Origin of the sequence: Streptomyces sp. NPDC058307, assembly GCF_042880295.1 — a bacterium.
Classification (GTDB): domain Bacteria; phylum Actinomycetota; class Actinomycetes; order Streptomycetales; family Streptomycetaceae; genus Streptomyces.
On sequence record NZ_JBHVYZ010000014.1, the window covers coordinates 94,274 to 119,225 of the forward strand.

24 protein-coding genes are annotated in these 24,952 nt (G+C 71.8%); 17 read left to right on the plus strand and 7 right to left on the minus strand.

The window, feature by feature from the left end; translation table 11 throughout:
• The 9 genes from ACFVYN_RS13220 to ACFVYN_RS13260 all read left to right on the plus strand — a co-directional run.
• Window positions 1–520 (plus strand): polysaccharide deacetylase family protein (locus ACFVYN_RS13220; protein ID WP_389996830.1); only part of this gene is annotated, 520 nt, incomplete at its 5' end.
• Window positions 521–529: 9 nt separating this feature from the next.
• Window positions 530–709, plus strand: a complete 180-nt coding sequence (locus ACFVYN_RS13225; protein WP_389996833.1) for a hypothetical protein — start codon at window positions 530–532, stop codon at window positions 707–709.
• Between the two features lie 16 nt (window positions 710–725).
• Window positions 726–1,442: a peptidyl-tRNA hydrolase gene (locus ACFVYN_RS13230; RefSeq protein ID WP_389996836.1), complete on the plus strand. Its 717-nt coding sequence runs from the start codon at window positions 726–728 to the stop codon at window positions 1,440–1,442.
• Complete coding sequence (locus ACFVYN_RS13235; RefSeq protein WP_389996839.1) at window positions 1,439–2,041, plus strand: TetR/AcrR family transcriptional regulator; 603 nt, start codon at window positions 1,439–1,441, stop codon at window positions 2,039–2,041. The genes ACFVYN_RS13230 and ACFVYN_RS13235 overlap by 4 nt, the downstream gene beginning before the upstream one ends.
• Before the next feature lie 113 nt (window positions 2,042–2,154).
• The gene (locus ACFVYN_RS13240; protein WP_389996842.1) at window positions 2,155–2,760 is read left to right on the plus strand and encodes a TIGR03086 family metal-binding protein; all 606 of its coding nucleotides are present in this window, start codon (window positions 2,155–2,157) and stop codon (window positions 2,758–2,760) included.
• Window positions 2,761–2,900: 140 nt separating this feature from the next.
• A complete protein-coding gene (locus ACFVYN_RS13245; protein ID WP_389996845.1) occupies window positions 2,901–4,217 on the plus strand; it encodes a DUF692 domain-containing protein in 1,317 nt (438 codons plus the stop codon).
• Between the two features lie 147 nt (window positions 4,218–4,364).
• A complete protein-coding gene (locus tag ACFVYN_RS13250) occupies window positions 4,365–5,159 on the plus strand; it encodes a DUF4142 domain-containing protein (protein ID WP_389996848.1) in 795 nt (264 codons plus the stop codon).
• 100 nt (window positions 5,160–5,259) lie between these two features.
• Window positions 5,260–6,102, plus strand: coding sequence for a TIGR04222 domain-containing membrane protein (locus tag ACFVYN_RS13255; protein ID WP_389996851.1), 843 nt, complete (start codon window positions 5,260–5,262; stop codon window positions 6,100–6,102).
• Window positions 6,103–6,362: 260 nt separating this feature from the next.
• Window positions 6,363–7,973: an alpha/beta hydrolase gene (locus tag ACFVYN_RS13260; protein WP_389996854.1), complete on the plus strand. Its 1,611-nt coding sequence runs from the start codon at window positions 6,363–6,365 to the stop codon at window positions 7,971–7,973.
• Here the strand turns inward: ACFVYN_RS13260 and hemQ are convergent, their stop codons facing one another.
• Window positions 7,974–8,705 carry a hydrogen peroxide-dependent heme synthase gene (gene hemQ, locus ACFVYN_RS13265; RefSeq protein ID WP_031052469.1) on the minus strand — a complete coding sequence of 244 codons (732 nt, stop codon included), beginning with the start codon at window positions 8,703–8,705 and terminating at the stop codon, window positions 7,974–7,976.
• 5 nt (window positions 8,706–8,710) lie between these two features.
• Window positions 8,711–10,150, minus strand: coding sequence for a protoporphyrinogen oxidase (gene hemG / locus ACFVYN_RS13270; RefSeq protein WP_389996857.1), 1,440 nt, complete (start codon window positions 10,148–10,150; stop codon window positions 8,711–8,713).
• A 169-nt stretch (window positions 10,151–10,319) separates the two neighbouring features.
• Here hemG and ACFVYN_RS13275 point away from each other — a divergent pair, with 169 nt between their 5' ends.
• Together ACFVYN_RS13275 and ACFVYN_RS13280 are read left to right on the plus strand one after the other, a co-directional pair.
• Window positions 10,320–11,330 (plus strand): DUF4349 domain-containing protein, encoded by a 1,011-nt coding sequence (locus ACFVYN_RS13275; RefSeq protein ID WP_389996860.1) that lies wholly within the window; start codon window positions 10,320–10,322, stop codon window positions 11,328–11,330.
• 27 nt (window positions 11,331–11,357) lie between these two features.
• Window positions 11,358–12,752 (plus strand): FAD-dependent oxidoreductase, encoded by a 1,395-nt coding sequence (locus tag ACFVYN_RS13280; RefSeq protein WP_389996863.1) that lies wholly within the window; start codon window positions 11,358–11,360, stop codon window positions 12,750–12,752.
• Between the two features lie 3 nt (window positions 12,753–12,755).
• Here the strand turns inward: ACFVYN_RS13280 and ACFVYN_RS13285 are convergent, their stop codons facing one another.
• A complete protein-coding gene (locus ACFVYN_RS13285) occupies window positions 12,756–13,082 on the minus strand; it encodes a hypothetical protein (RefSeq protein ID WP_389996866.1) in 327 nt (108 codons plus the stop codon).
• Window positions 13,083–13,217: 135 nt separating this feature from the next.
• On the opposite strand from ACFVYN_RS13285, the gene ACFVYN_RS13290 reads away from it, so the two are divergent.
• A complete protein-coding gene (locus ACFVYN_RS13290) occupies window positions 13,218–14,045 on the plus strand; it encodes a rhomboid family intramembrane serine protease (protein ID WP_389996964.1) in 828 nt (275 codons plus the stop codon).
• Between the two features lies 1 nt (window position 14,046).
• Here ACFVYN_RS13290 and hemE read toward each other — a convergent pair whose 3' ends face one another.
• Complete coding sequence (gene hemE, locus ACFVYN_RS13295; protein ID WP_389996869.1) at window positions 14,047–15,102, minus strand: uroporphyrinogen decarboxylase; 1,056 nt, start codon at window positions 15,100–15,102, stop codon at window positions 14,047–14,049.
• 116 nt (window positions 15,103–15,218) lie between these two features.
• Here hemE and ACFVYN_RS13300 point away from each other — a divergent pair, with 116 nt between their 5' ends.
• From ACFVYN_RS13300 to ACFVYN_RS13310, 3 genes are all read left to right on the plus strand, one after another.
• A complete protein-coding gene (locus ACFVYN_RS13300; RefSeq protein ID WP_389996871.1) occupies window positions 15,219–15,887 on the plus strand; it encodes a DUF3000 domain-containing protein in 669 nt (222 codons plus the stop codon).
• Window positions 15,888–16,123: 236 nt separating this feature from the next.
• Entirely contained in the window at window positions 16,124–16,786 is a 663-nt protein-coding gene (locus ACFVYN_RS13305) for a response regulator transcription factor (RefSeq protein WP_007385400.1), read from the plus strand.
• 132 nt (window positions 16,787–16,918) lie between these two features.
• Entirely contained in the window at window positions 16,919–18,199 is a 1,281-nt protein-coding gene (locus ACFVYN_RS13310) for an HRDC domain-containing protein (RefSeq protein WP_389996875.1), read from the plus strand.
• 79 nt (window positions 18,200–18,278) lie between these two features.
• On the opposite strand, the gene ACFVYN_RS13315 is transcribed toward ACFVYN_RS13310, so the two are convergent.
• Genes ACFVYN_RS13315 through ACFVYN_RS13325 form a run of 3 tightly spaced genes read right to left on the minus strand, consistent with a single transcriptional unit; the run spans window position 18,279 to window position 21,360 of the window.
• Window positions 18,279–19,109 (minus strand): carbohydrate ABC transporter permease, encoded by an 831-nt coding sequence (locus ACFVYN_RS13315; protein WP_389996878.1) that lies wholly within the window; start codon window positions 19,107–19,109, stop codon window positions 18,279–18,281.
• The gene (locus ACFVYN_RS13320) at window positions 19,106–20,047 is read right to left on the minus strand and encodes a carbohydrate ABC transporter permease (protein WP_389996881.1); all 942 of its coding nucleotides are present in this window, start codon (window positions 20,045–20,047) and stop codon (window positions 19,106–19,108) included. Before ACFVYN_RS13320 ends, ACFVYN_RS13315 begins: the two co-directional genes overlap by 4 nt.
• Window positions 20,047–21,360: an extracellular solute-binding protein gene (locus ACFVYN_RS13325; RefSeq protein WP_389996884.1), complete on the minus strand. Its 1,314-nt coding sequence runs from the start codon at window positions 21,358–21,360 to the stop codon at window positions 20,047–20,049. The genes ACFVYN_RS13320 and ACFVYN_RS13325 overlap by 1 nt, the downstream gene beginning before the upstream one ends.
• A 163-nt stretch (window positions 21,361–21,523) precedes the next feature.
• Between ACFVYN_RS13325 and ACFVYN_RS13330 the strand changes: the two genes are divergently transcribed.
• Both ACFVYN_RS13330 and ACFVYN_RS13335 read left to right on the plus strand, forming a co-directional pair.
• Entirely contained in the window at window positions 21,524–23,908 is a 2,385-nt protein-coding gene (locus ACFVYN_RS13330) for a glycoside hydrolase family 2 protein (protein WP_389996886.1), read from the plus strand.
• On the plus strand, window positions 23,905–24,942 hold the full coding sequence (locus tag ACFVYN_RS13335; RefSeq protein WP_389996889.1) for a LacI family DNA-binding transcriptional regulator: 1,038 nt from the start codon (window positions 23,905–23,907) through the stop codon (window positions 24,940–24,942). The genes ACFVYN_RS13330 and ACFVYN_RS13335 overlap by 4 nt, the downstream gene beginning before the upstream one ends.
• The last annotated feature ends 10 nt before the right edge of the window (window positions 24,943–24,952 follow it).

A 24,952-nucleotide genomic window follows, 5' to 3' on the forward strand; every position in this document is an offset into this window, starting at 1 on the left:
GAAGGTGCCGGCCACCGTGTTCATGACCGGGCGGTGGGCCGAGGAGTACCCGGAGCAGGCCCGTTCCCTCGGGCGGGACCCGCTCTTCGAGGTCGCCAACCACTCCTACAGCCACTACGCCTTCACCGCCGACTGCTACGGGCTGCCGACGGTCTCAGGGGACCGGATGCGGGCGGACGTGGAGCGGGCGTACGCGGCGTTCCGCCGAGCGGGGGTGCCGGACGCGCGGCCGTACTTCCGTTTTCCCGGCGGGTGCTACGACCGGCGGGCGCTGAAGGCGCTGACCCCGGTCGGGGTGACCGCCGTGCAGTGGGACGTGGTGAGCGGGGACGCGTTCGCGACGGACGCGGAGGCCGTGTCGCGGCAGGTGCTGGAGGGGGTGCGGCCGGGTTCGGTCGTGGTCATGCACTGCACGCGCAGTGCCGCGCCGACGACGGAGCGGGTGGTGCGGGCGGTGGTGCCGGAGCTGCGTGCGCGGGGGTTCCGGTTCGTGAAGGTGTCCGAACTGATCGGGTCCTAGGCTGGAGGTATGAGCGAGGACGACTGCACGATCGGCGAGATGCCGAAGCCTCCGGCCGCCGACGGACCGCCGTACGCGGAGTGCGTGCTGTGCCGGAAGCCGACCGAGTACCCGGAGTCGTACAAGGGGCTCACGCTGTGCCCGGTGTGCGAGTGGCAGGAGGCTCAGCGGACGGCCTGCTCCGGGTGACCTTAGGGTGGTCCGGGTGAGCCACGACGTGACGCCTTCGACCGACAGCCCCTTCCGTACCGAGCCGACCGCACGCGACCAGGCACCCCAGTTCGTGCTGCCCCTGGTCGTCCGTATCGAGAAGGCCGCGCCGCCCGCTCGTACCGACGCTCTGGAGACCGCCGCCCGCGCCGTTCTCGTCCTGCTCGGCGACGAGCGCGCGGCCGGCGACGGGGAGTGGGCCGAGGCCGTGCGGGACTGGCAGGACGCCCGGATCCGGAAGGTCGTACGGCGGGCCCGGGGCGCCGAGTGGCGGCGGGCCGAGGCGTTGCCCGGGATCACCGTGACGGGGAACGTTGCGCAGGTGCGGGTGTTTCCGCCCGTGCCGCTCGACGGGTGGCCCAAGGAGCTGGCCAGGCTCCAGGTCTCCGGCACGGACCTCGACGACCCCGAACCGCCCGCGCCGGCGGATACGACTGCTCCCGTCCTGTGGCTCAACCCGGATCTCGACATGTCGGCCGGCAAGGCGATGGCCCAGGCCGGCCACGGAGCCCAACTGGCCTGGTGGGAACTGTCGGTCGAGGAGCGGGCGGTCTGGCGGGACGCCGGGTTCCCGCTCGCCGTGCGGACGTCGGAGCCCGGGCGCTGGTCCGAACTGACCGGCAGCGGGCTGCCGTTGGTCCGAGACGCCGGTTTCACCGAGATCGCGCCGGGCTCCTGCACGGTCGTCGCGGACCATCCGGCACTGCGATGACCGGGGTCGACGGGCGCGTCGAGCGGGGCAACCGCACCCGGCGGACCGTGCTGCGGCGGGCCGTCGACATCGCCTCGGTCGAGGGGCTGGAGGCGCTGTCGGTGGGGCGGCTGGCCGGGGAGCTGGAGCTCAGCAAGAGCGGGGTGTTCGCGCTGTTCGGCTCCAAGCAGGAGCTGCAGCTGGCGACCGTGCGGGAGGCCTCGCGGATCTTCGTCGCCGAGGTGCTGGACCCGGTCTCCGAGGCGGCCGACGGGCTCGCCCGGCTGCGGGGCCTGTGCGAGGGCTGGCTGCGCTATTCCGAGCAGCGGGTCTTCCCGGGGGGCTGCTTCTTCTACGGCGTGATGGCCGAGTTCGACGCGCGCGAGGGGGCCGTGCATGACGCCCTCGTCGAGGCACAGCACGCCTGGCTCGGGGAGTTGGAGCAGTGTGCCGAGCGGGCGAGGGCCGCGGGCGAGTTGAGCGCGGACACCGATCCCGCCCAAGTGGCCTTCGAGGTCGTCGCGTTGATGGAGACCGCGAACGCGATGTCGGTGCTGCACGGCGAGGCCGCGCCTTATGCCAGGGCCCGGCGGGGGATCGCCTCGCGGTTGCGGGGCTGAGATCTGGAGCGGGCCGGTCGTCGAGGCGCCTCCGTCTCGAAATCTAGTAGCACGATCGTTCGTTTATTTTTATGGTCGCGCTACGGATGCTGACCGATCGCCGAGGAGTGCTGATGGATGTCGTCGAGCTGGACCGGATCGCCGTACGGGAGGCTGTGCGGGTGGTGGAGCTGGCCCGGGGCGGGGACGACGGGGACTGGGCGCGGGACACTCCCTGCGCGGGGTGGGACCTGCGGCGGCTGGTAGCGCACATGACCGCGCAGCACCACGGGTTCGCGGCCGCGGCACGGGGCGTGGGCGGCGAGCCGGAGCACTGGCGGGAACCGGCGGGGACGGGTGAGCCCGCCCGGGCGCATCGGGCGGCCGCGGACGCGGTGCTCGCGGCCTTCGCCGAACCCGGCGTGCCGGAGCGGGAGTTCGTGCTGCCGGAGCTGGGCGGAGGGTTCGCCGGCCGTATGGCGATCGGCTTTCACTTCGTCGACTACGTCGTGCACGCGTGGGACGTGGCGGCCACGCTCGGCGTGCGGCTCCGGCTGGCCGACGAGGTCCTGGCTGCGGCACTGTCCGTGGCCCGGCGCGTTCCTGCGGATCCGGCCGGCCGTGGGCCTGGGTTCGCGTTCGCGCCCGCGCTGAGGGTTCCGGAGGGGGCCGGGCCGCTGGAGGAGACACTGCGGCTGCTGGGCCGGGAGCCGCAGGCGTGGCCCGGAACGGGCGGGTGACCTCGCCCCGCCCGAAGCTCAAATGTTGCTCTGAACGTCCTCCCGGGACGGTTGGGGCCCGCGCCCCGGGGCCATATCCCCGTCACGCCGAGGGGGCGACGACCGGAGCGGATGCGGGAGCGGCCGGGAGGGGACGGACCATGGAGCGACTGGGCACGGGTATCGGGTGGCGGCCGGAGATCGCGGACGCCGTGGAGGGCATGCCGGGCATCGACTGGGTCGAGGTCGTGGCCGAGAACGTCTGTCCCGGGCATCTGCCCGAGTCGCTGCGGCGGCTGCGCGAGCGCGGGGTGACCGTGGTGCCGCACGGTGTCTCGCTCGGCCTCGGCGGGGCGGAGCGGCCCGACGCCGGGCGGCTCCAGTCGCTCGCCGAGCGGGCCGAGGCGCTGGGCTCGCCGCTGGTCACCGAGCACATCGCGTTCGTCCGGGCGGGCGGCCCGCTGACGGCCTCCCCGCGCCTGGAGGCCGGGCATCTGCTGCCCGTCCCCCGCACCCGGGACGCCCTGGACGTCCTCTGCGAGAACATCCGCATCGCGCAGGACGCGCTGCCGGTGCCGCTGGCCGTGGAGAACATCGCCGCACTGATCTCGTGGCCGGGCGAGGAGATGACCGAGGGGCAGTTCCTGTACGACCTCGCCGACCGGACGGGCGTACGGCTGCTGATCGACGTGGCCAACCTGCACACCAACCACGTCAACCGCGACGAGGACCCTGCCGAGGCGCTCGCCGAACTGCCCCTGGAAGCGATCGCGTACGTGCATGTCGCGGGCGGGTTCGAGCGGGACGGGGTGTGGCACGACAGCCATGCCCACCCGGTTCCGCGGCCGGTCCTCGACATCCTCACCGACCTCGCGTCCCGTGTCTCGCCGCCCGGCGTGCTCCTGGAGCGGGACGAGAACTTTCCCGAACCGGCCGAACTGGAAGGGGAGTTGGGGGCGATCCGGGAGGCGGTGGAGAAGGGGGGCGGCGTGCGGGCCGATGGTGGGTGGCGGGCTGCCGCCGAGCCGTCGAGCGTCTCGACCGGCCCCGCCCGCCAGCGGCTCGCCCTCGCCCAGACCGCGCTGCTGTCCGCGCTCGTGGCGGGGACCCCGGTGCCGGAGGGGTTCGACCGGGTGCGGCTGGGGGTGCAGGCGCGGGCGCTCGCGGGGAAGCGGGCGGATGTGGTGGCGAAGGTGGCGCCCGAGCTGCCGGTGATCCTCGGGGCGGGTTACCGGCCGGCGTTCCTGCGGTACGCGCAGGGGTCGCCGATGACGGACGGATACCGGCGGGACGCGCTGAGCTTCGCCGAGCGCCTGTTGCTGGGCGGGGAGCTGTCGCCGGCCGGGGAGTCGGGGGACGCGCGGGTGCGGCGGGAGCTGCGGGAGTGGTGGCTGGAGCGGTCGGGACCGGCACCGAGGTCCCGGAGGCCGGCGGTCCGGTTGGCCCGGGCCACGCGGAGGGTACTGCTGCGGCGGTGACGGGACGGGAGCCGGGGTCCGGGGCCACGGGCAGCCGCCGCGGGCGTGCCCGGGGATGTCGACGGGGAAGTCGACGTTGGCCCGGCAGTAATATGTCAGTCCCGCACCTGAAACCCACTAGCGTGCGGTGCCGCAACAGGAGGCACCATGCGACCGCGACCACGACCGCCCGTCAAGGGACGAGGCATCTTCTCCGGCACCGGGATCATCATCGCCGGACTGACCGCGACGCTCGTGGCACTGCTCGTCCCGATCTGGTCGTACGCCGACCGCTCCGGCACGGGACTGAGCGTGCTCAACGCCGGGACCGTGACGACTCCGTACGGGCCGCTCTCCGCTCTGGACCGCGACTTCGTCACGAAGGTGCGGCTGGCGGGGCTGTGGGAGCTGCCCGCGGGACAGCAGGCGGAGCAGAAGGGGACGACGCAGGCCGTGCGGACGGCGGGGCAGCACCTCGTGGAGGGGCATACGTTCCTCGACGCCCGCGTGCGTGACGTGGCCGCCAAGCTCGGACTCGCCCTGCCCAACGAGCCCAACGACCAGCAGAAGCAGTGGCTCTCCACCCTGGACCAGGCCCAGGGCGTCGACTACGACCGCCAGTTCGCCAACATCCTGCGCCTCGCGCACGGCAGGGTGTTCTCCGTCGTCGCCCAAGTCCGCGCGAGCACCCAGAACTCCCTGGTCCGCGCCCTGGCCGACGACGCCAACAGCACGGTGCTGGACCACATCAAGATCCTGGAGGCCACCGGGTACGTCGACTTCGGCGCGCTGGCCCAGGAGTTGGCCGCGGGCAGCACTCCGCCGATCACCAACTCCCCCGCGCCGCCGGGTCCGACGGCCGACCCGGGGGCGGTCGTCCCGGTCACGCCGTCGCCGTACGCGACGACCTTCACCCTTCCCCCGGCCGCCTCCAGCCCGCCCCCGGCCCCCGCCTCCTCGTAGTTCACTTCAGGACAAACGGAACGTCACACACCGACAACACTCCGTCCGGATCGTGAACAGGCCATGGCGCCGCCAGGAGCCTTTGGCATAGAAACGCGGCATGTTCTGGGTTCTCCTGCTGCTCCTGGCCTGGGCCGCCGCCGGCACCGCGTGTACGCGGCTGTGCCTGGCCGCCGTACACGCGGCGGCCCCGGACGCGGATGCCCGGGCACATGACCTGACGCTGTACGAGGCCGCGTTCCTCTCCGGCGGCCCGGGGCGGGTCGCCGATCTGACGCTCGTCTCCATGGCCCGGCAGCGCCGGCTGCTGCTGGCCCACACCGGCTGGGCGACCGTCGTCGATCCGCGCGGGCGGGACGAGATGGAGCGCACGGTCATCGGGGCCATCGGGCCCGAGGGGCAGTCCCGGATCGCTCCGGTGCGGGCGGACGCGGCCTCGGCGGACGCCGTGCGCAGCCTCGCCGACCGGCTCGTGGACGCGGGGCTCGCCGTACCCGACGGCGCCCGCTCCGGCATCGCCGCGGGCGTCCGTCAGGTACGGCTGGCCGCGGGGGCCGTCGTCGCGCTGGGCGCGATCGCGCTGCTGGCGCCCGCCCCGTCTCCGATGCCGCGGCACCTGGTCGCCCTCTGGTTCGCGCTGCCGCTCGCCCTCAGCCTGAGCTGTCTGGCCATCGCGCGGATGGAGGTGCACCCCTACTCGCGCTGGGCGTCCCCGGCGGGTCAGCGGCTGCTCGGCGCCCTGACCCGACGCCCCGGCGGCACGGACGAGCGGACGTATCTCACCTGCGTCGCCGTGCGCGGCATCAGCGCGGTCGGCGAACCGGACCTGCGCGCGGCCTTCGCCCACCGTGAGCAGCACGACGGCCGCCACGGCGAGGAGCGGCGAGGAGAGCGGCCCGGCGGACACGGCGAGACGCACCGCCGCCCGCACCGGCGCGACTGAGCCCGCCCTCGCCTGCCGGGCTGCGGACACGCGCGAGCTGCGGCGGTGGGGTCGCGAGCCGGTCGACGGCGTACGCGGCTCGCACTGCGGCGCGCAGCAGCGCCTCCCCCGCGAAGCACCGCCCTATGCACCGGCGCGACCGAGCCCGCCCCGGGGGCGCACGGAGGCATTGGGGCCGACACCGGCGGGGCGGTGCTTGCCTTCACCCACAGCCGAACCAAACATCCCTTTTGTCGCCGCCGCGCTCCGAAGGGACACCGATGAGAGCTCCCGCCCTCTACACGGCCGCCGGATCCTTGCTCCTGACCACGCTCACCGCCGCACCGGCCGGGGGCGCTCCGGCCGCCCCCGGCGCGGCGGAACTCCACGGCACCGCCGTCGCCGCCGCGCGCGCCGGGGCGGCCGGCGTCCGCTTCGGCAGCTGCCCCGAGGTGGAGGACCTGCCCGACGGTGTCCAGTGCGGCACGGTGTCCGTCCCGCTCGACTACGCGCGTCCCGACGGCCGGCAGATCAAACTGACCGTCAGCCGGGTGCGGGCCACCCAGCAGGACCCGCACAACAGCAAGCGCCGGGTGCCCCGGCAGGGCGCCCTGGTCTTCAACCCCGGCGGTCCCGGCGCCTCCGGCATGTACTTCCCGCTGGTCGGCGCGCTCCCCGAGTGGAAGGGGCTCGCCGCCGCCTACGACCTGGTCGGCTACGCCCCGCGCGGGGTGGGCCGTTCGGCACCGCTGTCCTGCACGGACCCGAAGCAGTACATCAAGGCGCCCACACAGGCGCCGACGCACCCCTCCCCGTCGTACAAGAAGGAACGCATCGCGCAGGCGAAGGCGTACGCGCGCGGGTGCGCGGACCGGGCGGGCGCGGCTCTGCCGTACTACACCTCCCTGAACAACGCCCGGGACCTCGACGTCCTGCGGGCCGCGCTGGGCGAGCGGAGGCTGACGTTCATGGGGGCGTCGTACGGGACGTACTTCGGCGCGCTGTACGCGGCGCTGTTCCCCTCGCATGTCCGGCGGATGGTGTTCGACGCGGCGGTGAACCCGGCCCCGGAGCAGGTCTGGTACCGCAACAACCTGGACCAGTCGGCCGCGTTCGAGGAGCGCTGGACGGACTTCCGGGAGTGGGTCGCCCGGCACGACGACGTGTACGGGCTCGGGGCCACGGCCGAGGAGGTGCTGCGCAGCTACGAGAAGGCGGCGGCGCAGCTGGCCGCCGAGCCGGCCGGCGGGAAGGTCGGACCGGGCCAGCTCCAGGGGGCGTTCCTGTCGGCCGGTTACTACGACGACCTGTGGCCGCACCGGGCGCAGGCGCTGTCGGCGTATCTCAAGGGCGATCCGAAGCCGCTGATCCAGCAGGCGGCGTCGCATCAGGAGGCGGCCAAGGAGGCGGAGAACTCCAACGCGGTCTACACGGCCGTCGAGTGCAACGACGCGCCCTGGCCCACGGACTGGAAGGTGTGGGACCGGGACAACACCCGGCTGGCGCGGGTGGCGCCGTTCGAGACGTGGGACAACGTGTGGATGAACCTGCCCTGCGCGTACTGGCCCGCGGCCCGGCAGGAGCCGTTGGACGTGCGGACGGGGCCCGGTGAGCTGCCCGCGACGCTGGTCCTGGCCGCCGAGAGGGACGCGGCCGCTCCGTACGAGGGTGCGCTGGAGCTGCACCGGCGGCTGTCCGGCTCGGTGCTGGTGACGGAGCGGGACGCGGGCACGCACGGCATCGCGGGCGGCCCGAACCCCTGCGTCAACGGCTACCTGGACGCCTACCTGCTGGACGGCCGCCTCCCGGTGCGGCGCGCCGCGTGCGCCCCGCACCCCGAGCCAGAGCCGAAGGGCGGCTCCCGGAAGACGGCCGGCACACCGGCCCGCTGATCAGGCGAGGCCCGCCACCAGGTCGCCGATGTCCTTGCGGCGGCCCGTGTAGAACGGGACCTCCTCGCGGACATGCATCCGCGCCTCGGAGGCGCGCAGGTGACGCATGAGGTCGACGATGCGGTAGAGCTCGTCGGCCTCGAAGGCCAGGATCCACTCGTAGTCGCCCAGGGAGAAGGAGGCGACCGTGTTGGCGCGGACGTCCGGGTAGCCGCGGGCCATCTTGCCGTGGTCGGCGAGCATGCGGCGGCGGTCCTCGTCGGGCAGCAGGTACCAGTCGTAGGACCGGACGAACGGGTAGACGCTGACGTAGTCGCGGGCGTGCTCGTCCGCCAGGAACGCCGGGATGTGCGAGCGGTTGAACTCGGCGGGGCGGTGCAGCGCCATGTTCGACCAGACCGGCTCCAGGGCGCGGCCCAGCTTGGTGCGGCGGAAGAGGTTGTACGCCTCCTGCAGCTGGTCGCTGGTTTCCGCGTGCCACCAGATCATGACGTCGGCGTCGGCGCGCAGCCCGGACACGTCGTAGGTGCCGCGGATCGTGACGTCCTTGGCGGCGAGCTGGTCGAACAGCTCCTGGACCTCGTCGGCGTAGCCGGTGCGGTCCTCGGGCAGCACGTCCTTCAGCTTGAAGACGGACCAGAGCGTGTACCGGATGACCTCGTTGAGGTCCTTGGCCAGCTTGCCCTTGTTCGGGACCCTGCCGGACTCGGGGGTGGGGGCGTCGTTGCTCATGGCCCCTATTCTCCCGCTCCGCCGTGCAGGCTCTGCACCGGGTTGGCCGTGAGCTCCCGTACGGCGGCCAGGTCGCCCTGGATCTGGTCCACGGCCGCGTGGGCGCTCGCGACGCAGGCCGGGATGCCGACGCCGTCGTACTGCGCGCCGCACACGGCGAGGCCCGGGAGCTTGGCGACGTGCTCGCGGATGCGGGCCACGCGCGCGTGGTGGCCGACGGGGTACTGGGGCAGGCCGTCGGTCCAGCGGGTGACGCGGGTCTCCAGGGGCGTGGCGTCGAGGCCGGTGGCCTCGCGCAGGTCGTGGCGGGAGACGTCCACCAGGTCGGTGTCGTCGCGCTCCAGGATCTTCGTCTCGCCGTAGCGGCCGACGGAGGTGCGCAGGACCACGACGTCCGGGTTCTCGTCGGCGATCCAGCCCCACTTCTGGGAGGCGAAGGTGGACGCCTTGATGGTGCGGCCGTCGACCGGCGGGACGAGGAAGCCGCTGCCCGCGGGCAGGGCGGTGCCGGAGCGGCGGTAGGCGAGGGTGACCAGGGCCATGGAGGCGTACTCCACGGTGTCGAGCTCGGTGGCGGCCTCGGGGGCCTCCGCGCGGAGCAGACCTGCGGCGGCCGGGGCGGGGACGGCGACGATCACGGCGTCGGCGTGCAGGACGCGGTCCCCGGTGACGACCTTCCAGCCGCCGGACGGCTCGCGGCGCAGCTCGCTCACCGGGGCGCCGGTGACGATCTCGCCGCCCTGCGCGCGCACCGAGTCGGCGACGGCGAGCGGGAGGGTGCCCACGCCGCCCTCGATACCCATGAACACCGGCCCGGTCTGCTGGTTGGCGGCCATCCTCGCCTGGATCTCGCGCACGCCCTCCGTCAGCGAGGTGTGGGTCCGCGCTGCCTGGAAGAGCTGCGGGACCGCCGAGCGCATCGAGATGCGGTACGCGTCGCCCGCGTACACCCCGCCGAGGAGGGGTTCGACGAGACGGTCGACGACCTCGCGGCCCAGGCGCGCCGCCACGTACTCACCGACCGCCACGTCCTCGCCGACCTCCGTGCGGGGCAGGCCGGCGTCCTGCTCGATGCGGGCCAGGCCCTCGTCGGACAGCACCCCGGCCAGGGCCTCCGCGGTGCCGGGAACGCCCATGACATGGCCCTTGGGCATGGGGCGCAGGGCGCCGCGGGTCCAGATCGAGGCGGTCGCGGTGGCCGGCGGCTGGAGGCGCCCGCCGAGGCCCACCTCACGCGCGAGGGCCACCGCCTCCGGCCTGCGGGCCAGCATCGACTCGGCGCCGAGGTCCACGCGCGCGCCCGCGATCTCGCCGGGCAGCAGCTTGCCGCCGACGCGGTCCGACGCCTCGAGCACGGTGACGCGCGCGCCGCGCCGCGCCAGCCGGTGGGCCGCGGCCAGTCCCGCGATGCCGGCTCCGATGACGACGACCTGTGATCCGCTCATGGCCCCAGCCTCTCAGACCCCACTGACAGTCCTCCGGCGGCCCGGTGTCCTTCACGAGTCCTGACCGTGACCGCATCGGGACCGCCGGAGTCCAACGTTCGCGCCCCCTCCGGCGTCGAAGGACCGTCAGTTGTTCACGCAGTTGTTCACGACCCTCGGGGGAACGCCCATGCGCACATCACGATCACGACGTTCCGTACGGCCCGGACGGGCCCTGGCCGGCCTCCTGCTCGCCGCGGGCCTCGCCCTGACCGGGTGCAGCGGAGGCGCCGCCAGCACCAGCGACGGCGGCAGCGCCCTGTCCGACGACAAGGCGGCGCAGAGTCAAGCGGACGGCGCGGCCGGCGCCGAGGCCGGCGCGGGCGGCAAGCAGGCCACCGCCGCGCCCCAGCCCGCGGTGAACCACATCATCCGCACGGCCACGCTGACCGTGCAGGTCAAGAACGTGCCGAAGGCGCTCGCCGCGGCCCGCACCACCACCGAGAGCGCGGGCGGGTTCGTCGGCAAGGAGTCCACCTCCCGGGACGAGGAGGGGCGGGAGCAGACGGAGGTGGTGCTGCGGGTGCCCGTCGAGAAGTACGACGAGGTCCTCGGCGACCTGGAGGGCGCGGGCAAGCTCCTGGAGCGCACCGCGAACGCGCAGGACGTCACCGACCAGGTCGTCGACGTGGAGAGCCGGATCGCGACGCAGCGTGCGAGTGTGGCGCGGATCCGGGAGCTGATGGACAAGGCGACCCGGCTGAGTGATGTGGTGACCCTGGAGGGCGAGCTGAGCACCCGTCAGGCCGACCTGGAGTCGCTGCTCGCCCGCCAGGCGTCCCTGAAGGACCGCACGAGCCTGGCCACCATCACCCTGTCCCTGTCGGAGTCGCCCGTCGTCAAGGCCGCGGAGGAGGACGACCCCGGGATCGGCGACGCGCTCGCGGGCGGCTGGGACGCGTTCGTGACCATGCTGCGCTGGATCGTGGTGGCGGTGGCCGCGGTGCTGCCGTTCCTCGCGGGGATCGCGCTGCTCGTGCTGGTGTGGCTGCGGCTGGTCCGCCCCCGGCTGCCGCGCCGACCCGCGCCCGCGGCGGCCTCGACCGCGCTGGGCCCGCTGCCCATGGCGCGTCCCGTCCCGGACCCGGGGCGCCGCGAGGAGGGGCCGGGACGCACGCAGGAGAGGGGCGAACGGGACTGAAATGCCGCGCCCTCGTAGCGTGTTCGCATGAACATGAGCCGTACGCGGGACACGAGGGAACGTCTGGTCGTGATCGGTGGCGACGCCGCGGGAATGTCCGCGGCGTCGCAGGCACGCCGGATGCGAGACCCCGACGAGCTGGAGATCGTGGCGTTCGAGCGGGGCCACTTCACCTCCTACTCGGCGTGCGGCATCCCGTACTGGGTGGGCGGAGACGTCACCGCGCCGGACCAGCTGATCGCCCGTACGCCCGAGGAGCACCGGGAGCGGGGCATCGATCTGCGGATGCGCACCGAGGTCACGGAGATCGACGTCGAGCGGCAGCGGGTACGCGCGCGTGACCTCGATTCGGGGGCCGAGTCCTGGACGTCGTACGACAAGCTCGTGATCGCGACCGGCGCCCGTCCGATCCGCCCGGACATGCCGGGTGCCGACGCGCCCGGTGTGCACGGCGTGCAGACCCTCGACGACGGGCAGGCGCTCATCGACACGCTGGCACACACGCGTGGCCGCAAGGCCGTGGTGGTGGGCGCCGGTTACATCGGCGTGGAGATGGCCGAGGCCCTGATCAACCGCGGCTACGAGGTGACGGTCGTCAACCGGGGCAGTGAGCCCATGTCGACGCTCGACCCGGACATGGGCCGCCTGGTGCACGAGGCGATGGAGGGCCTGGGCATCACCATGGTCAACGACACCGCGGTGACCAAGGTGCTCACCGACGAGGACGGCCGGGTGCGTGCCGTGGCCACGGAGGACGCGGAGTATGCGGCGGACGTGGTGGTCCTCGGCATCGGCGTGCGCCCGGAGACGACGCTCGCGAGGGCGGCCGGCCTGCCGCTGGGCAACCACGGCGGCCTGCTGACGGACCTGGCGATGCGGGTGCGCGGCCACGAGAACATCTGGGCGGGCGGTGACTGCGTGGAGGTCCTCGACCTGGTGTCCGGGCAGGAGCGCCACATCGCGCTCGGCACCCACGCCAACAAGCACGGCCAGGTCATCGGCACGGGCGTGGGCGGCGGCTACGCCACCTTCCCCGGGGTCGTCGGCACGGCCGTCAGCAAGGTCTGCGACCTGGAGATCGCCCGCACCGGGCTGCGCGAGAAGGACGCCCGTCGGGTGGGCCTGCAGTTCGTCTCGGTCACGATCGAGTCCACCAGCCGGGCCGGGTACTACCCGGGTGCCTCCCCCATGACGGTGAAGATGCTCGCCGAGCGCCGCACGGGGCGGCTGCTCGGCGTGCAGATCGTCGGGAGAGAGGGAGCGGCCAAGCGGGTCGACGTCGCCGCGGTGGCTCTGACGTCGGGGATGACGGTGGAACGGATGACGGCCCTGGACCTGGGGTACGCGCCGCCGTTCAGCCCGGTGTGGGATCCGGTGCTGGTGGCGGCCAGGAAGGCCGTCGCGAAGGTGCGGGGCTCCTGAGCGCTACGCCGTTCCGTTGATCCGCTCGATCGCCTGGCGGGCCTGGTCGGCCGGCGGCCTGGGCGGCAGCGCCGAGACGGAGGCGCTGGCGCTGCTGGGCATCGCGGCCGGCTGCTCACCCGCCGGCTTGGCGTGGGTCCCGGCCCGGGTGGACCTGAGCCGGTTGCTCACCGCCTCGTCGAGCGTCACCGGCCGCTGCATCTGGGCCGCCAGCCGCCCGGCCTCCTGGCCGAGCCTGGCCACGTCCTCCCACGGCAGTCGCACCACCAGGGAGAGCTCGGCCTCACCGTCGGGAAGAGCGTGCATCGGCGGAGCAATACGGTCGTTCATCGCTGTTCCTCACGTAGTCCCCGCGGCCCGCCTTCCCCGTGCCGCGGGCGGTTGAGGAGACATACGCACACGTGCGTGCGGGTGTTCAGCGGCATCGCACCGATTCGCGGGATCCATCGGGGGCACTACTTCCTTGTGGTCATCCCCGTCCATGACGTGAACCCCGTGCGCCGCACCCCCTGGGTGACATACGCGCTCATCGCCGCGAACGTCCTCGTGTTCCTGTTCACGCCCGGCCTGGCCGATTCCGTGGCGGGCGACAGCAGCCTGTCCCAGCTGTGCCATCTCCAGGCGTTCCTGGACCACTGGGCGGCGGTCCCGCAGGAGTTGATCCACCATCAGATGCCGAGGCTCGTCCCCACCGGCGACGTCGGCACGAGCGCACAGGGCTCGGCGGGCTGTGTGGTGGCCCCGCCCGACTACGACAAGTCGCCCGCGCTGTCGGTCCTGACGGCGATGTTCCTGCACGGCGGCTGGCTGCACCTGCTGGGCAACATGCTCTTCCTGCTGATCTTCGGCAACAACGTCGAGGACCGCATGGGGCATGTGCGCTTCGCGCTGTTCTACGTCGTCTGCGGCTACGCGGCGTCGTACGGCTTCGCGCTGCTCAACGCCGGCTCGGGCGACCCGCTGATCGGCGCCTCGGGGGCCATCGCCGGGGTCCTGGGCGCCTATCTGGTGCTGTATCCGAAGGCCAGGGTGTGGGTCCTGGTGCCCTTCCTGGTGTTCCTGCCGCTCAGGCTGCCGGCCTGGCTGGTGCTGGGCTTCTGGTTCGGGCTCCAGGCGGTGTACTCGTCCGGCGAGGGAGTCTCCGCCGCGGGCACGGTGGCGTACGCGGCGCATGTCGTCGGTTTCCTCGTCGGGATGCTGCTCGCCTGGCCGCTGAAGCCGGGCACTCCCCCGCCGCCGGAACCGCGCGGTCTGCTGTTCGGCAGGAAGGCGCGGCCCCGGCACACGTGGTGACTCAACGGGCGGTGTGCGTGTGGACGTACTCCACGAGTCGGGTCAGCGCGTCCGGGTCGGTGGACGGCATGACGCCGTGGCCGAGGTTGAAGACATGGCCCTCCAGGCCCTCGGCCGAGTCGAGGACCTCCCGGGTCTTGGCCTCGACGGCCTCCGTGGACGCGAACAGGACCGTCGGGTCGAGGTTGCCCTGGAGCGCCTTGCCGGGGCCGACACGGCGGGCGGCCTCGTCGAGCGGGACCCGCCAGTCGACGCCGACGACGTCCGCGCCGGCCTCGCCCAGCAGCTGGAGCAGCTCACCGGTGCCGACGCCGAAGTGGATGCGGGGGACGCCGTACCCCTCGACCGCCTGGAAGACCTTCGCGGAGGCGGGCAGGACCGAGCGGCGGTAGTCGGCGGGGGCGAGGGCGCCGGCCCACGAGTCGAACAGCTGGACCGCGGAGGCGCCGGCCTCGATCTGGACCTTCAGGAAGGCCGCGGTGATCTCGGCGAGCCGGTCGAGGAGGTCGGCCCACAGCTCGGGGTCGCCGTACATCATCGACTTGGCGTTCTCGTACGTGCGGGACGGGCCGCCCTCGACGAGGTAACTCGCGAGGGTGAAAGGCGCGCCGGCGAAACCGATGAGGGGCGTCGGGCCGAGCTCGCGGGTCAGCAGGCCGATGGCCTCGGTGACGTAGGAGACGTCCTCGGGGGTGAGGTCGCGGAGCCGGGCGAGGTCGGCACGCGTGCGGATCGGCTGCTCGACGACCGGGCCGACGCCGGGCTTGATGTCGAGGTCGACGCCGATGGCCTTGAGCGGGACGACGATGTCGCTGTAGTAGATCGCCGCGTCGACGTCGTGCCGGCGGACCGGCTGGAGGGTGATCTCGGTGACCAGCTCGGGACGCGTGCAGGACTCGAGCATCGGGATGCCCTCGCGCACCTTGCGGTACTCCGGCAGTGAGCGCCCCGCCTGGCGCATGAACCACACCGGGGTGTACGGCACGGGTTCGCGCCGGCAGGCCTTGAGGAAGGCGGATTCGTACGTGGCTGACGGCGGCGTCTCGAGTGCACTCACGTCGGAAAGTCTCGCACGGTGCGATGAGTGCCGAGTGCGCGGTGTCTGTGTGGGCATGGAGTCGAGTCAGGGTGTCTAGGCCCGCACCACGCCCCCCTTCCCCTTAACCTTCCCGCATGGCTGCGGCACAAGGACGACTGTCGGACGACTCGGGCGGAATGGACGACGCGAAGGGGAGTGACCGGGATGGGAGCGGTGCGGCTCCGCCGGCTTTCCAGGCCGCGGTTCAAGCCCTGCGCGGCAGTCGGCTGCGGCCGCAGATCGAGATCGAGCCGACCCGGGCGCCCCAGCGGCTCGCCCCGCACGCGTACGCGTTGGAGGCCACCGTCGTCGACGGCGACCAGGACCTCGCCGACGGGCGCCTCGTGCTGCTGCACGACCCCGACGGCCACGACGCCTGGCAGGGCACCTTCCGGCTGGTGACGCTCGTGCGCGCGGAGCTGGAGCCGGAGATGGCCGCCGACCCGCTGCTGCCCGAGGTGTGCTGGTCGTGGCTGACCGGCGCGCTCTCGGCGCGCGGGCTGTCGTACGGCGAACCGAGCGGCACCGTCACGCGCGCGAGCTCGCACTACTTCGGCGGCCTGTCCGAGCGCCCCGCGGCCTCGCAGATCGAGATCCGTGCCTCCTGGACGCCCCGCGAGGGCCTCGGCGGCGTGCCGGACACCGCGGGGCACCTCGCCGCCTGGTGCGATCTGCTGGCCCAGGTCGCGGGTCTGCCGCCGGCCGGTCCGGGTGACGCGTCGGTCGTGACGTTGCCGCAGCGCCGGGATCCCCAGGCGCGCTGACCCCCTGTCCGACCAGCGGTACCGGCCACCCACATGGCGCATCAATTTGTCGATACGGCCACTTTCAGTCAGGAGTGAGTCGTCGAACGAACCGATTTGCTCACCGAACGATCGACCGTACGTCCGAATTGCACTAATTGTTACTCACTAGATCGTGATCATTCTCTAAAGGACGCCGGGTTCGGTGCCGAAGACGTCTGTGACCTTCCAAGCCGTCCCGCACCCCAGGAGGCCCGGTGTCCGTTCTCCTCGAGCAGCCCGCAAGCCTGGTCGCCTACCGCCCTAACAAGCCCACCGCCATGGTGGTAGTAGCCGACCCGCGCGTCCGCTCCACCGTCACCCGTCACCTCTGGGCGCTCGGTGTGCGCGATGTCATCGAGGCTTCCTCCGTGGCGGAGGCCCGTCCCCGAATCGGCAGTCCCAGAGACATCTGCGTCGCCGACGTCCACCTCCCCGACGGCTCCGGCCTGACCCTGCTGTCCGAGACCCGCGCCGCGGGCTGGCCCAACGGCCTCGCCCTCTCCGCGGCCGACGACATCGGCGCCGTACGCAACGCCCTCGCGGGCGGCGTCAAGGGCTACGTCGTCACCGGCACCCGGACCAACCTCGGGCTCCCCACCCGACCGGGAGCCGCCCCCATCGGCGCCGCCGCCGCCCGTATGCACCGCCGCCCCCCGGGTGCCCCGAGCCACCCGGGCGGCTACCGCGAGCTCTCCGGCCGCGAGGTCGAGGTCCTGCGGCTGGTGGCCGAAGGGCAGTCCAACAAGGCGATCGGCGTCTCGATGGGCCTGTCCGCACTCACCGTCAAGAGCCACCTCGCCCGGATCGCCCGCAAGCTCGGCACGGGAGACCGCGCCGGAATGGTGGCGGTGGCCCTCCGTACCGGCATCATCCACTGAGGCTCTTCACGCCTCACAGTTCACGGACGTGAACCGGGGCTTTCACCGAGCTGACTGGTTTACGACCCCCAGGCGCCTGCCGACGGAACGTTCCGTCGGCAGGCGCTGTCCATACACAGATACCCTTGACATGTGACCGACGCCCAAGAGACCGCAGCAGACGTTTCACTGCGAACCACCGGAGGCGCCCCTCCGGACGATGGCGGATCTTCTGTCGCGGAGGCTCCGATCCCTCTGCTGGAGCCGCGCGAGGGCATCCCGCCCGTGATCGCCGACGACGACTCGCTCGCCGTGGTGATCGCCGCGTTCGCCGCTGGCTCCGGCCCTGTCGCCGTCGACGCCGAGCGGGCGTCCGGCTACCGCTACGGACAGCGCGCGTACCTCGTGCAGCTGCGCCGCGCGGGAGCGGGGACGGCGCTGATCGACCCCGTGGCCTGTCCCGATCTCTCGGGTCTGGGCGAGGCGCTCTCCGATGCGGAGTGGGTGCTGCACGCCGCCACGCAGGATCTTCCGTGTCTGCGGGAGATAGGCATGATCCCCACGCGCCTCTTCGACACCGAGCTGGCCGGCCGGCTCGCCGGGTTCCCCCGGGTCGGGCTCGGCGCGATGGTCGAGGGCGTGCTCGGCTTCGTACTGGAGAAGGGCCACTCGGCCGTCGACTGGTCGACCCGCCCGCTGCCCGAGCCCTGGCTGCGCTACGCCGCCCTCGACGTGGAACTTCTCGTCGATCTGCGGGACGCGCTGGAGAAGGAGCTCGACCGGCAGGGCAAGCTGGAGTGGGCGCTCGAGGAGTTCGACGCGATCGCTTCCGCTCCGCCGGCCGAGCCGCGCAAGGAGCCCTGGCGCCGGACCTCCGGGATGCACAAGGTACGGCGGCGCCGGCAGCTGGCCGTCGTCCGGGAGCTGTGGGAGGCCCGGGACCGGATCGCCCAGCGCCGTGACGTGTCCCCGAGCAAGGTGCTGTCCGACGCGGCGATCGTCGAGGCGGCGCTCGCCGTGCCGGTCACCGTGCATGCGCTGGCCGCGCTGAACGGGTTCGGGCATCGGATGGGGCGGCGTCAGCTGGAGCAGTGGCAGGCGGCCGTGGACCGGGCCAGGGCCCTTCCCGAGGCACAGCTGCCGCAGCCCGGTCAGCCGGTGACCGGACCTCCGCCCCCGCGCGCCTGGGCCGACAAGGATCCCGCGGCGGCCGCACGGCTGTCCGCCGCCCGGGCCGCGGTGTCCGCGTTGGCCGAGACCCTGAACATGCCTCAGGAGAACCTGATCACACCGGACACCGTGCGGCGGGTCTGCTGGGAGCCGCCGGGTGTGGTGAGCGCGGAGTCGGTGGAAGCGGCGTTGGCCGGCTACGGGGCTCGGGCGTGGCAGGTGGAACAGGTGACTCCTGTGTTGGTGGCCGCGCTTTCCGCCTAGCCGCCGTGGGTGATTCCTGGGACACGGCGGCTGCGGGTGCGTTGTGGTTGCTCGCGCAGTTCCCCGCGCCCCTGGGGAGTCATCTGGTCGCGCCCCTCATGAAGCCGTTGTAGATGAAGCGCTGCAACGACAGGAAGACGATGAGCGTGGGCAGGATCACCAGGACCGCTCCTGCCGAAATGACCTCCCAGTGGGCCCCGTACGGGCCCTTGAAGCGGAACAGCGACGTCGAGATCACGCCAAGATCCTTCGAGGGCAGGTACAGGAACGGGATGTAGAAGTCGTTGTAGACGGTGATGCCCTTCACGATCACCACGGTCGCCGTCGCCGGCTTCAGCAGCGGGAAGATGATCTTCCGGTAGATCGTGAAGGCGTTGGCGCCGTCCAGGCGGGCCGATTCGTCCAGGGAGATCGGGATCGAGCGGACGAACTGCAGGAAGATGTAGATCGAGACGATGTCCGTGCCCATGTAGAGGGCGATCGGCGCCCACAGGGAGTCGAACATCCCGAAGCTGTTGACGATCTGGAAGGTCGCGACCTGGGTGGTGACGCCGGGCACCAGGGCGGCCGTCAGGAAGAGCGCCACCACCAGCTTCTTGAAGCGGAAGGTGAAGCGGTCGATGGCGTAGGCCGTCATCGAGCCGATGAGGACCGTGCCGCCGACCGAGACCACCAGGATGATCGCCGTGTTGGTGAACGCGGAGAGCATCCCGCCGTCCTGGAACGCCGCCACGTAGTTGTGGAAGTTCAGCGGGTCGTGCGGCAGGTCGAGGGCGCCGCTCGTGTTCGCCATCTCCTTCTCCGACTTCAGGGACGTCAGCAGGACGACCACGAGCGGAAGCAGGACGACCACCGTCGCGGCGATCAGCGACAGCTGGACCAGGACGCGGGCGATCGTACGGCGGGTCATACGAGGTCCACCTTGTCGTCGGGGACCAGGCGCCGCTGCACCCAGGTCACCAGCAGGATGATCAGCAGGAGGACGACGGCGGCCGCCGAGGCCAGGCCCGTCTTGTTGAAGCGGAAGGCCAGGTTGACCGTCTGGATCACGAAGGTCTCGGTGCCGGTCGCGCCGCCGGTCATGATGTACGGGATCTCGAAGACCGACAGCGAGCCGGAGATCGAGAGGATCACCGTCAGCGTCAGGATCGGTTTGATGCCCGGCGCGATGATGTGGCGGAACTGGTGCCAGCGGTTGGCGCCGTCCAGCTCAGCCGCCTCGTACAGCTCCCCCGGGATGGACTGGATCGCGCCCAGGAAGAGGACGAAGTTCAGGCCCAGGTAGCGCCAGACCGAGACGCCGGCCAGCGAGGTGTTCGCGGAGGCCGGGGTGCCGAGCCACGCGTGGTCGGTGTGCACTCCGAACAGGCTCAGCACCGAGTCGAGGGTGCCGCCGTCCTGGAAGAAGTAGAGGAACACGAACCCGATGGCGACCCCGTTGATCAGGTACGGGAAGAAGAGCACGCCCTTGAAGAAGTTCCGGAAGCGGACGTTGAAGCTCAGGATCGTCGCGAAGTAGAGCGCCAGGACGATCTGGACCGCGGAGGCGGCCAGGTAGTAGCCGCTGACCCAGAAGACCTCGAAGAGATCCGGGCGGGTGAAGACCTCCTGGTAGTTCTCCGCGCCCGTGTAGTGCAGCACGGGGCTGACGCCGTCCCAGTCGGTGAAGCTGTACGCGAGCATGTTGACGATCGGCGCGTAGGTGAAGGTGATCAGCAGGGCGAGCGGGGCGATCAGGAACAGCCAGGGCGTGAGGCGCCGCCACGTCCGGGTCCGGCGCGAGGCGGGCTCCGGGACGGGGGCGGCCGGGATCACCTCCACGGCCGCCTTCTGTGTGGTGTCCGTCATCAGGACCCCAGGTTCTTCTGGGCGTCCGTCCAGCGCTTGCTCAGATCGGCGAGGAAGCCGTCGAGACTGCCCTTGCGGGCTCCGCGGGCGAGATCGACGAGGTTCTGCCGGTACTCGGGGGCGTTGATGCCCACCTCCGAGTCGCTGTCGATCTGCTTGACCTGGGCGCCCTTGGAGTCGTCCACCTCGATGAGCTTCACGCCCTGCTCCTCGTACGGCTTGAGGACCTCGGGCATGGAGGCGTTCTTCAGCGGCGAGATGGCCAGGTTGTCCTTGCCGTACGTGGACTTGTCGGTGAACCAGTCGATCCAGGCGCGGGCGGCCTCCTTGTACTTGGAGTGGACGTTGACGGCCTGGTTGTAGTCCGGCGCGACGGTCGCGCAGAACTTTCCGTCCGTCTGCGACGGGAAGGGCATGAAGCCGATGTCGTCGGGGTTCACCCCGGCCTTCCTGGCGGCGTCCTGGAACTGCACGATCGCCCAGGTGCCGAGCCACTGCGTGGCGATCTCGCCCTTGGCGGTGCGGGGCTTGGACTCCTCCCAGTTGCTGGTCGTGGGGTCCTTCTCGATCAGGCCCGCCTTGACGATGTCGTGGAGCAGGGTGTCACCGACGCGCAGGTCGGCGCCCTTGGCCCACGGGTCGCCCTCGGCGAGCTTGGTGGTGGCCTGCGGATCGCAGTGCACGGCGCCGTTGACGGAGGTCCACGAGGTGAGCGTCCAGCCGGCCGCGAAGTTGGTGTAGTACGGGATCGCGTCGGTCCTGGCCTTGATGGCCTTGAGGTCCTTGATGAACTCGGCCGGGGTGGTGGGCCATGCGGTGACCCCGGCCTCCTTCCAGATCCGCTTGTTGTAGAGGAACCCGGGGGCCACGCCGATCGGGCTCTGTCCGTAGACCTTGCCGTCGACGGTGGTGTAGTCGGTGAAGCGGTACTTCTTGCTGCGCTCGGCCGCGGTGCCCAGCGAGGCGAAGAACTTCGGGTAGTCGGCCTTCTTGATGACCGCGGGGATCAGCAGGACGTCACCGTAGTTCTCGGTGTTCATCCGGATCTTGACCTCGGCCTCGTAGTTCGTGAGGGCCTCGAACTCCACCTTGACCTTGGGGTAGGTCCTGTTGAACTCGGCGGCGTACTTCTTCATCGTGCCGTCCTGCACGAGGTCGGTGCGGACGGTGAGGACCTTGATGGTTCCGGAGACCTTAGACGGATCGTCAGGGGCCTTGGCGTCGGCCCCCTTTGACGATCCCCCGGCGCCGGTGCACCCCGGGATCAGCAGGGCGGCTCCCACGGCCATGGCCAGGACTGTACGGCGGTTCATGTGCATCAGCTCCGTTCACGGGACGGACGAGCACGAGCGGGTTGGCTGGTTCGGAACTCTGACAACGTTTTCTTAACCGGTAAAGTCCCTATCTCGCCAACGATGGCTGCGATTCCAAAAAGCTTCTGCAGTACTGGACTTGATCGGTTTAGGGAGTGGGGACATGCTTCAGGCCACACCGCTCACCGAGGGATGGCTCCTGCGGCACGAGGGGGGCGCGCTGCCGGCCGTCGTGCCGGGCTGTGTGCACACCGATCTGCTGGCGGCCGGGGTGATCCCGGACCCCTTTCTCGGGCGCAACGAGAGCGAGGTCGCGTGGGTGGGGCGGCGGGAGTGGACCTACGAGACCGATCTGGCGCCCACGAACGGGCATGAGCAGACCGACCTCGTCTTCGACGGTCTGGACACCGCGGCCGAGATCCTGCTGGACGGTCAACTCCTGGGCCGGACAAGGAACATGCACCGCTCGTACCGCTTCGACGTGACCGGCATGTCCGGGCGGCTCGCCGTGCGGTTCGTGTCCGCCTACGCCGAGGCCGAGGCGGTGCGCGGGAAGCTGGGCGAACGGCCGGCCGCGTATGCCGAGCCCTATCAGTACCTCCGCAAGATGGCCTGTTCGTTCGGCTGGGACTGGGGACCCACGCTGGTGACGGCCGGGATCTGGCGGCCGGTGCGCCTTGAGCGGTGGTCGACGGCCAGGATCGCCCGGGTACGACCGCTCGTGACCGTCGAACACGGCCTCGGTGTCGTGGAGTTGGCGGTCGAGGTGGAGCGGGCCAGGGTGGAGGCGCCGCTGACGGTCGAGGCCACGGTGGGCGGGGTACGGGTACGCGCCGCGATCGACGGGACCTCGGGGACCGTACGCCTCGAGGTACCGGACGTGGGGCTGTGGTGGCCGCGCGGTTATGGCGAACAGGCGCTCTACGAAGTCGAGTTGACGCTGCTGCACGAGGGCGGCCCACTGGACGTGTGGCGGCGGCGGGTCGGGTTCCGGACCGTCGAACTGGACCGGTCGGCCGATGAGCACGGCACCGGGTTCTGTCTGGTCGTCAACGGCGAGCGGCTCTTCGCGCGCGGCGTGAACTGGATCCCGGACGACGTGTTCCCCTCCCGGATCACCCGTGAGCGCTACCGGGAGCGGCTCGGGCAGGCCGCCGGCGCGGGCGTCGATCTCGTACGGGTCTGGGGCGGGGGGATCTACGAGAGCGAGGACTTCTACGACACCTGCGACGAACTCGGGCTGCTGGTCTGGCAGGACTTCCCGTTCGCGTGCGCGGCCTATCCGGAGGAGCAGCCCCTGCGGGGCGAGGTGGAGGCGGAGGCCCGGGAGAACGTCGTACGGCTGATGCCGCATCCCTCGCTCGTGCTGTGGAACGGCAACAACGAGAACCTGTGGGGCTTTCGGGACTGGGGCTGGGAGGCGCGGCTCGCCGGGGACTCCTGGGGCGAGGGGTACTACCTGGGCGTACTGCCGCGGGTGGTGGCCGAGTTGGACCCCACACGGCCCTACACGGCGGGCAGTCCCTGGTCCGGGTCGTGGGAGCACCACCCGAACGACCCGGCGCACGGGACGCACCACTCCTGGGAGGTGTGGAACCGTCTCGACTACGCCGGGTACCGCGAGGAGGTCCCGCGGTTCGTGGCCGAGTTCGGCTGGCAGGCACCGCCCGCGTACGCGACGCTCGCGCGTGCGCTGCCCGGGGAGGAGCTCGCCGCGGACTCCCCCGGTGTGCTGCACCACCAGAAGGCGGACGACGGCAACGGGAAGCTCCGGCGGGGCCTGGAACGCCATTTCGTGTTCCCCGAGGGGGACTTCGACCGCTGGCACTACCTCATGCAGGTCAACCAGGCGCGGGCCGTGGCCGCCGGGATCGAGCACTGGCGGTCGCACTGGCCGGTGTGTGCGGGGACGGTGGTGTGGCAGCTCAACGACTGCTGGCCGGTGACGTCCTGGGCCGCCGTCGACGGGGACGGACGTGAGAAGCCGCTCTACCACGAGCTGCGGCGCCTGTACGCGGACCGGCTGCTGACGGTTCAGGAGCGGGGCCAGGGGCAGGTGTTGGCCGTCGTCAATCAGGCGGGCGAGCCGTGGGCGGGGGCGCTGCGGCTACGACGGATGTCGGTGGACGGCGAGGTGATCGGCGAGACCGAGGTGACGTTCCGCGCGGACCGGCGGGCGGTCGCGGAGGTGACGGTGCCGACGGAGGTGGTGCCGGTGGGGGCGAAGGAGTTCCTGGTGGCGGATTCGGGTGCGGACGCGGGTGGGGGGTACCGGGCTCTCCACTTTCCCTGCCCCGACCGTGACATCCCCTACCCCAGGCCCGAGTTCGACGTTTCCGTGGCGCCGGGGACCGTGACGGTGACCGCACACACCCTCGTACGGGATCTGCTGCTCCAGGCCGACCGGCTGGGTCCGGCGGCGCGGGCCGACCGGGGGCTGGTGACGTTGTTGCCCGGGGAGCGGGTGACCATCGGGGTGAGCGGCTGGGAGACTCCTGACGCGGATGCCGCCCGGTCCGCCCTGTACTGCCTGGAGCCCGGCCGATGACAGCCCAGCCGGCCTCGCGCGTCACCATCAAGGACGTCGCCGCCCGCGCCGGGGTGTCCAAGGGGGCCGTGTCGCTCGCCTTCAACCACAAGCCGGGGCTGTCGGAGGCGACCCGGGACCGGATCTTCCGGGCCGCGCGGGAGCTGGGCTGGGCACCCAACCTGACGGCACGCACGCTGGCCGGTTCACGGGTGGACGTGGTGGGGCTCGCGATCTGCCGGCCGGCCCGGCTGCTGGGGCTCGAACCCTTCTACATGGAGTTCGTGTCGGGTGTGGAGAGCGTGCTGATCGAGCGGAACTGCTCGCTGCTGCTGCGGCTCGTGCGGAACGTGGAGGAGGAGGTCGGGCTCCAGGAGACGTGGTGGCGGGGACGCCAGGTCGGGGGGTCGATCCTGGTCGACTTCCGGGCGGACGATCCGCGTGTCGCGGCGGCCGAACGGCTGGGGATGCCGGTGGCGGCCGTAGGGCATCCCTCCCTCACCGGCGGCCTCACCTCCGTGTGGACCGACGACGCCACCGCCGTGACGGAGGCCGTGCGGTATCTGGCGGCCCTGGGGCATCGGCGGATCGCCCGGGTGGGTGGTGCGGCGGCACTGGGCCATACGGCGATGCGGACGGCCGCGTTCGACGACGCGGCGCGCGGGCTGGGGCTGGCCGGGGCCTGGCAGGTGACCACCGACTACTCGGGAGAGGCCGGAGGGCGGGCCACCCGGTCCCTGCTGACGTCCCCGCCGACGGACCGGCCGACGGCGATCGTCTACGACAACGACATCATGGCGGTGGCCGGGCTGTCGGTCGCCGCGGAGATGGGCCTGCACGTCCCTCGCGATGTCTCGCTGCTCGCCTGGGACGACTCCCAGCTGTGCCGGCTCACCCATCCCACGCTCTCCGCGATGAGCCATGACGTGCACGGATTCGGTGCCGAGGCGGCTCGGACCCTGTTCGGAGTAATCACCGGCGAGGGACCCGGCTCGCACCCCGTGCCCACTCCGGTACTGACACCGAGGGGCTCCACGGCGCCTCCCGCGGTGTGACCTTCGCCGC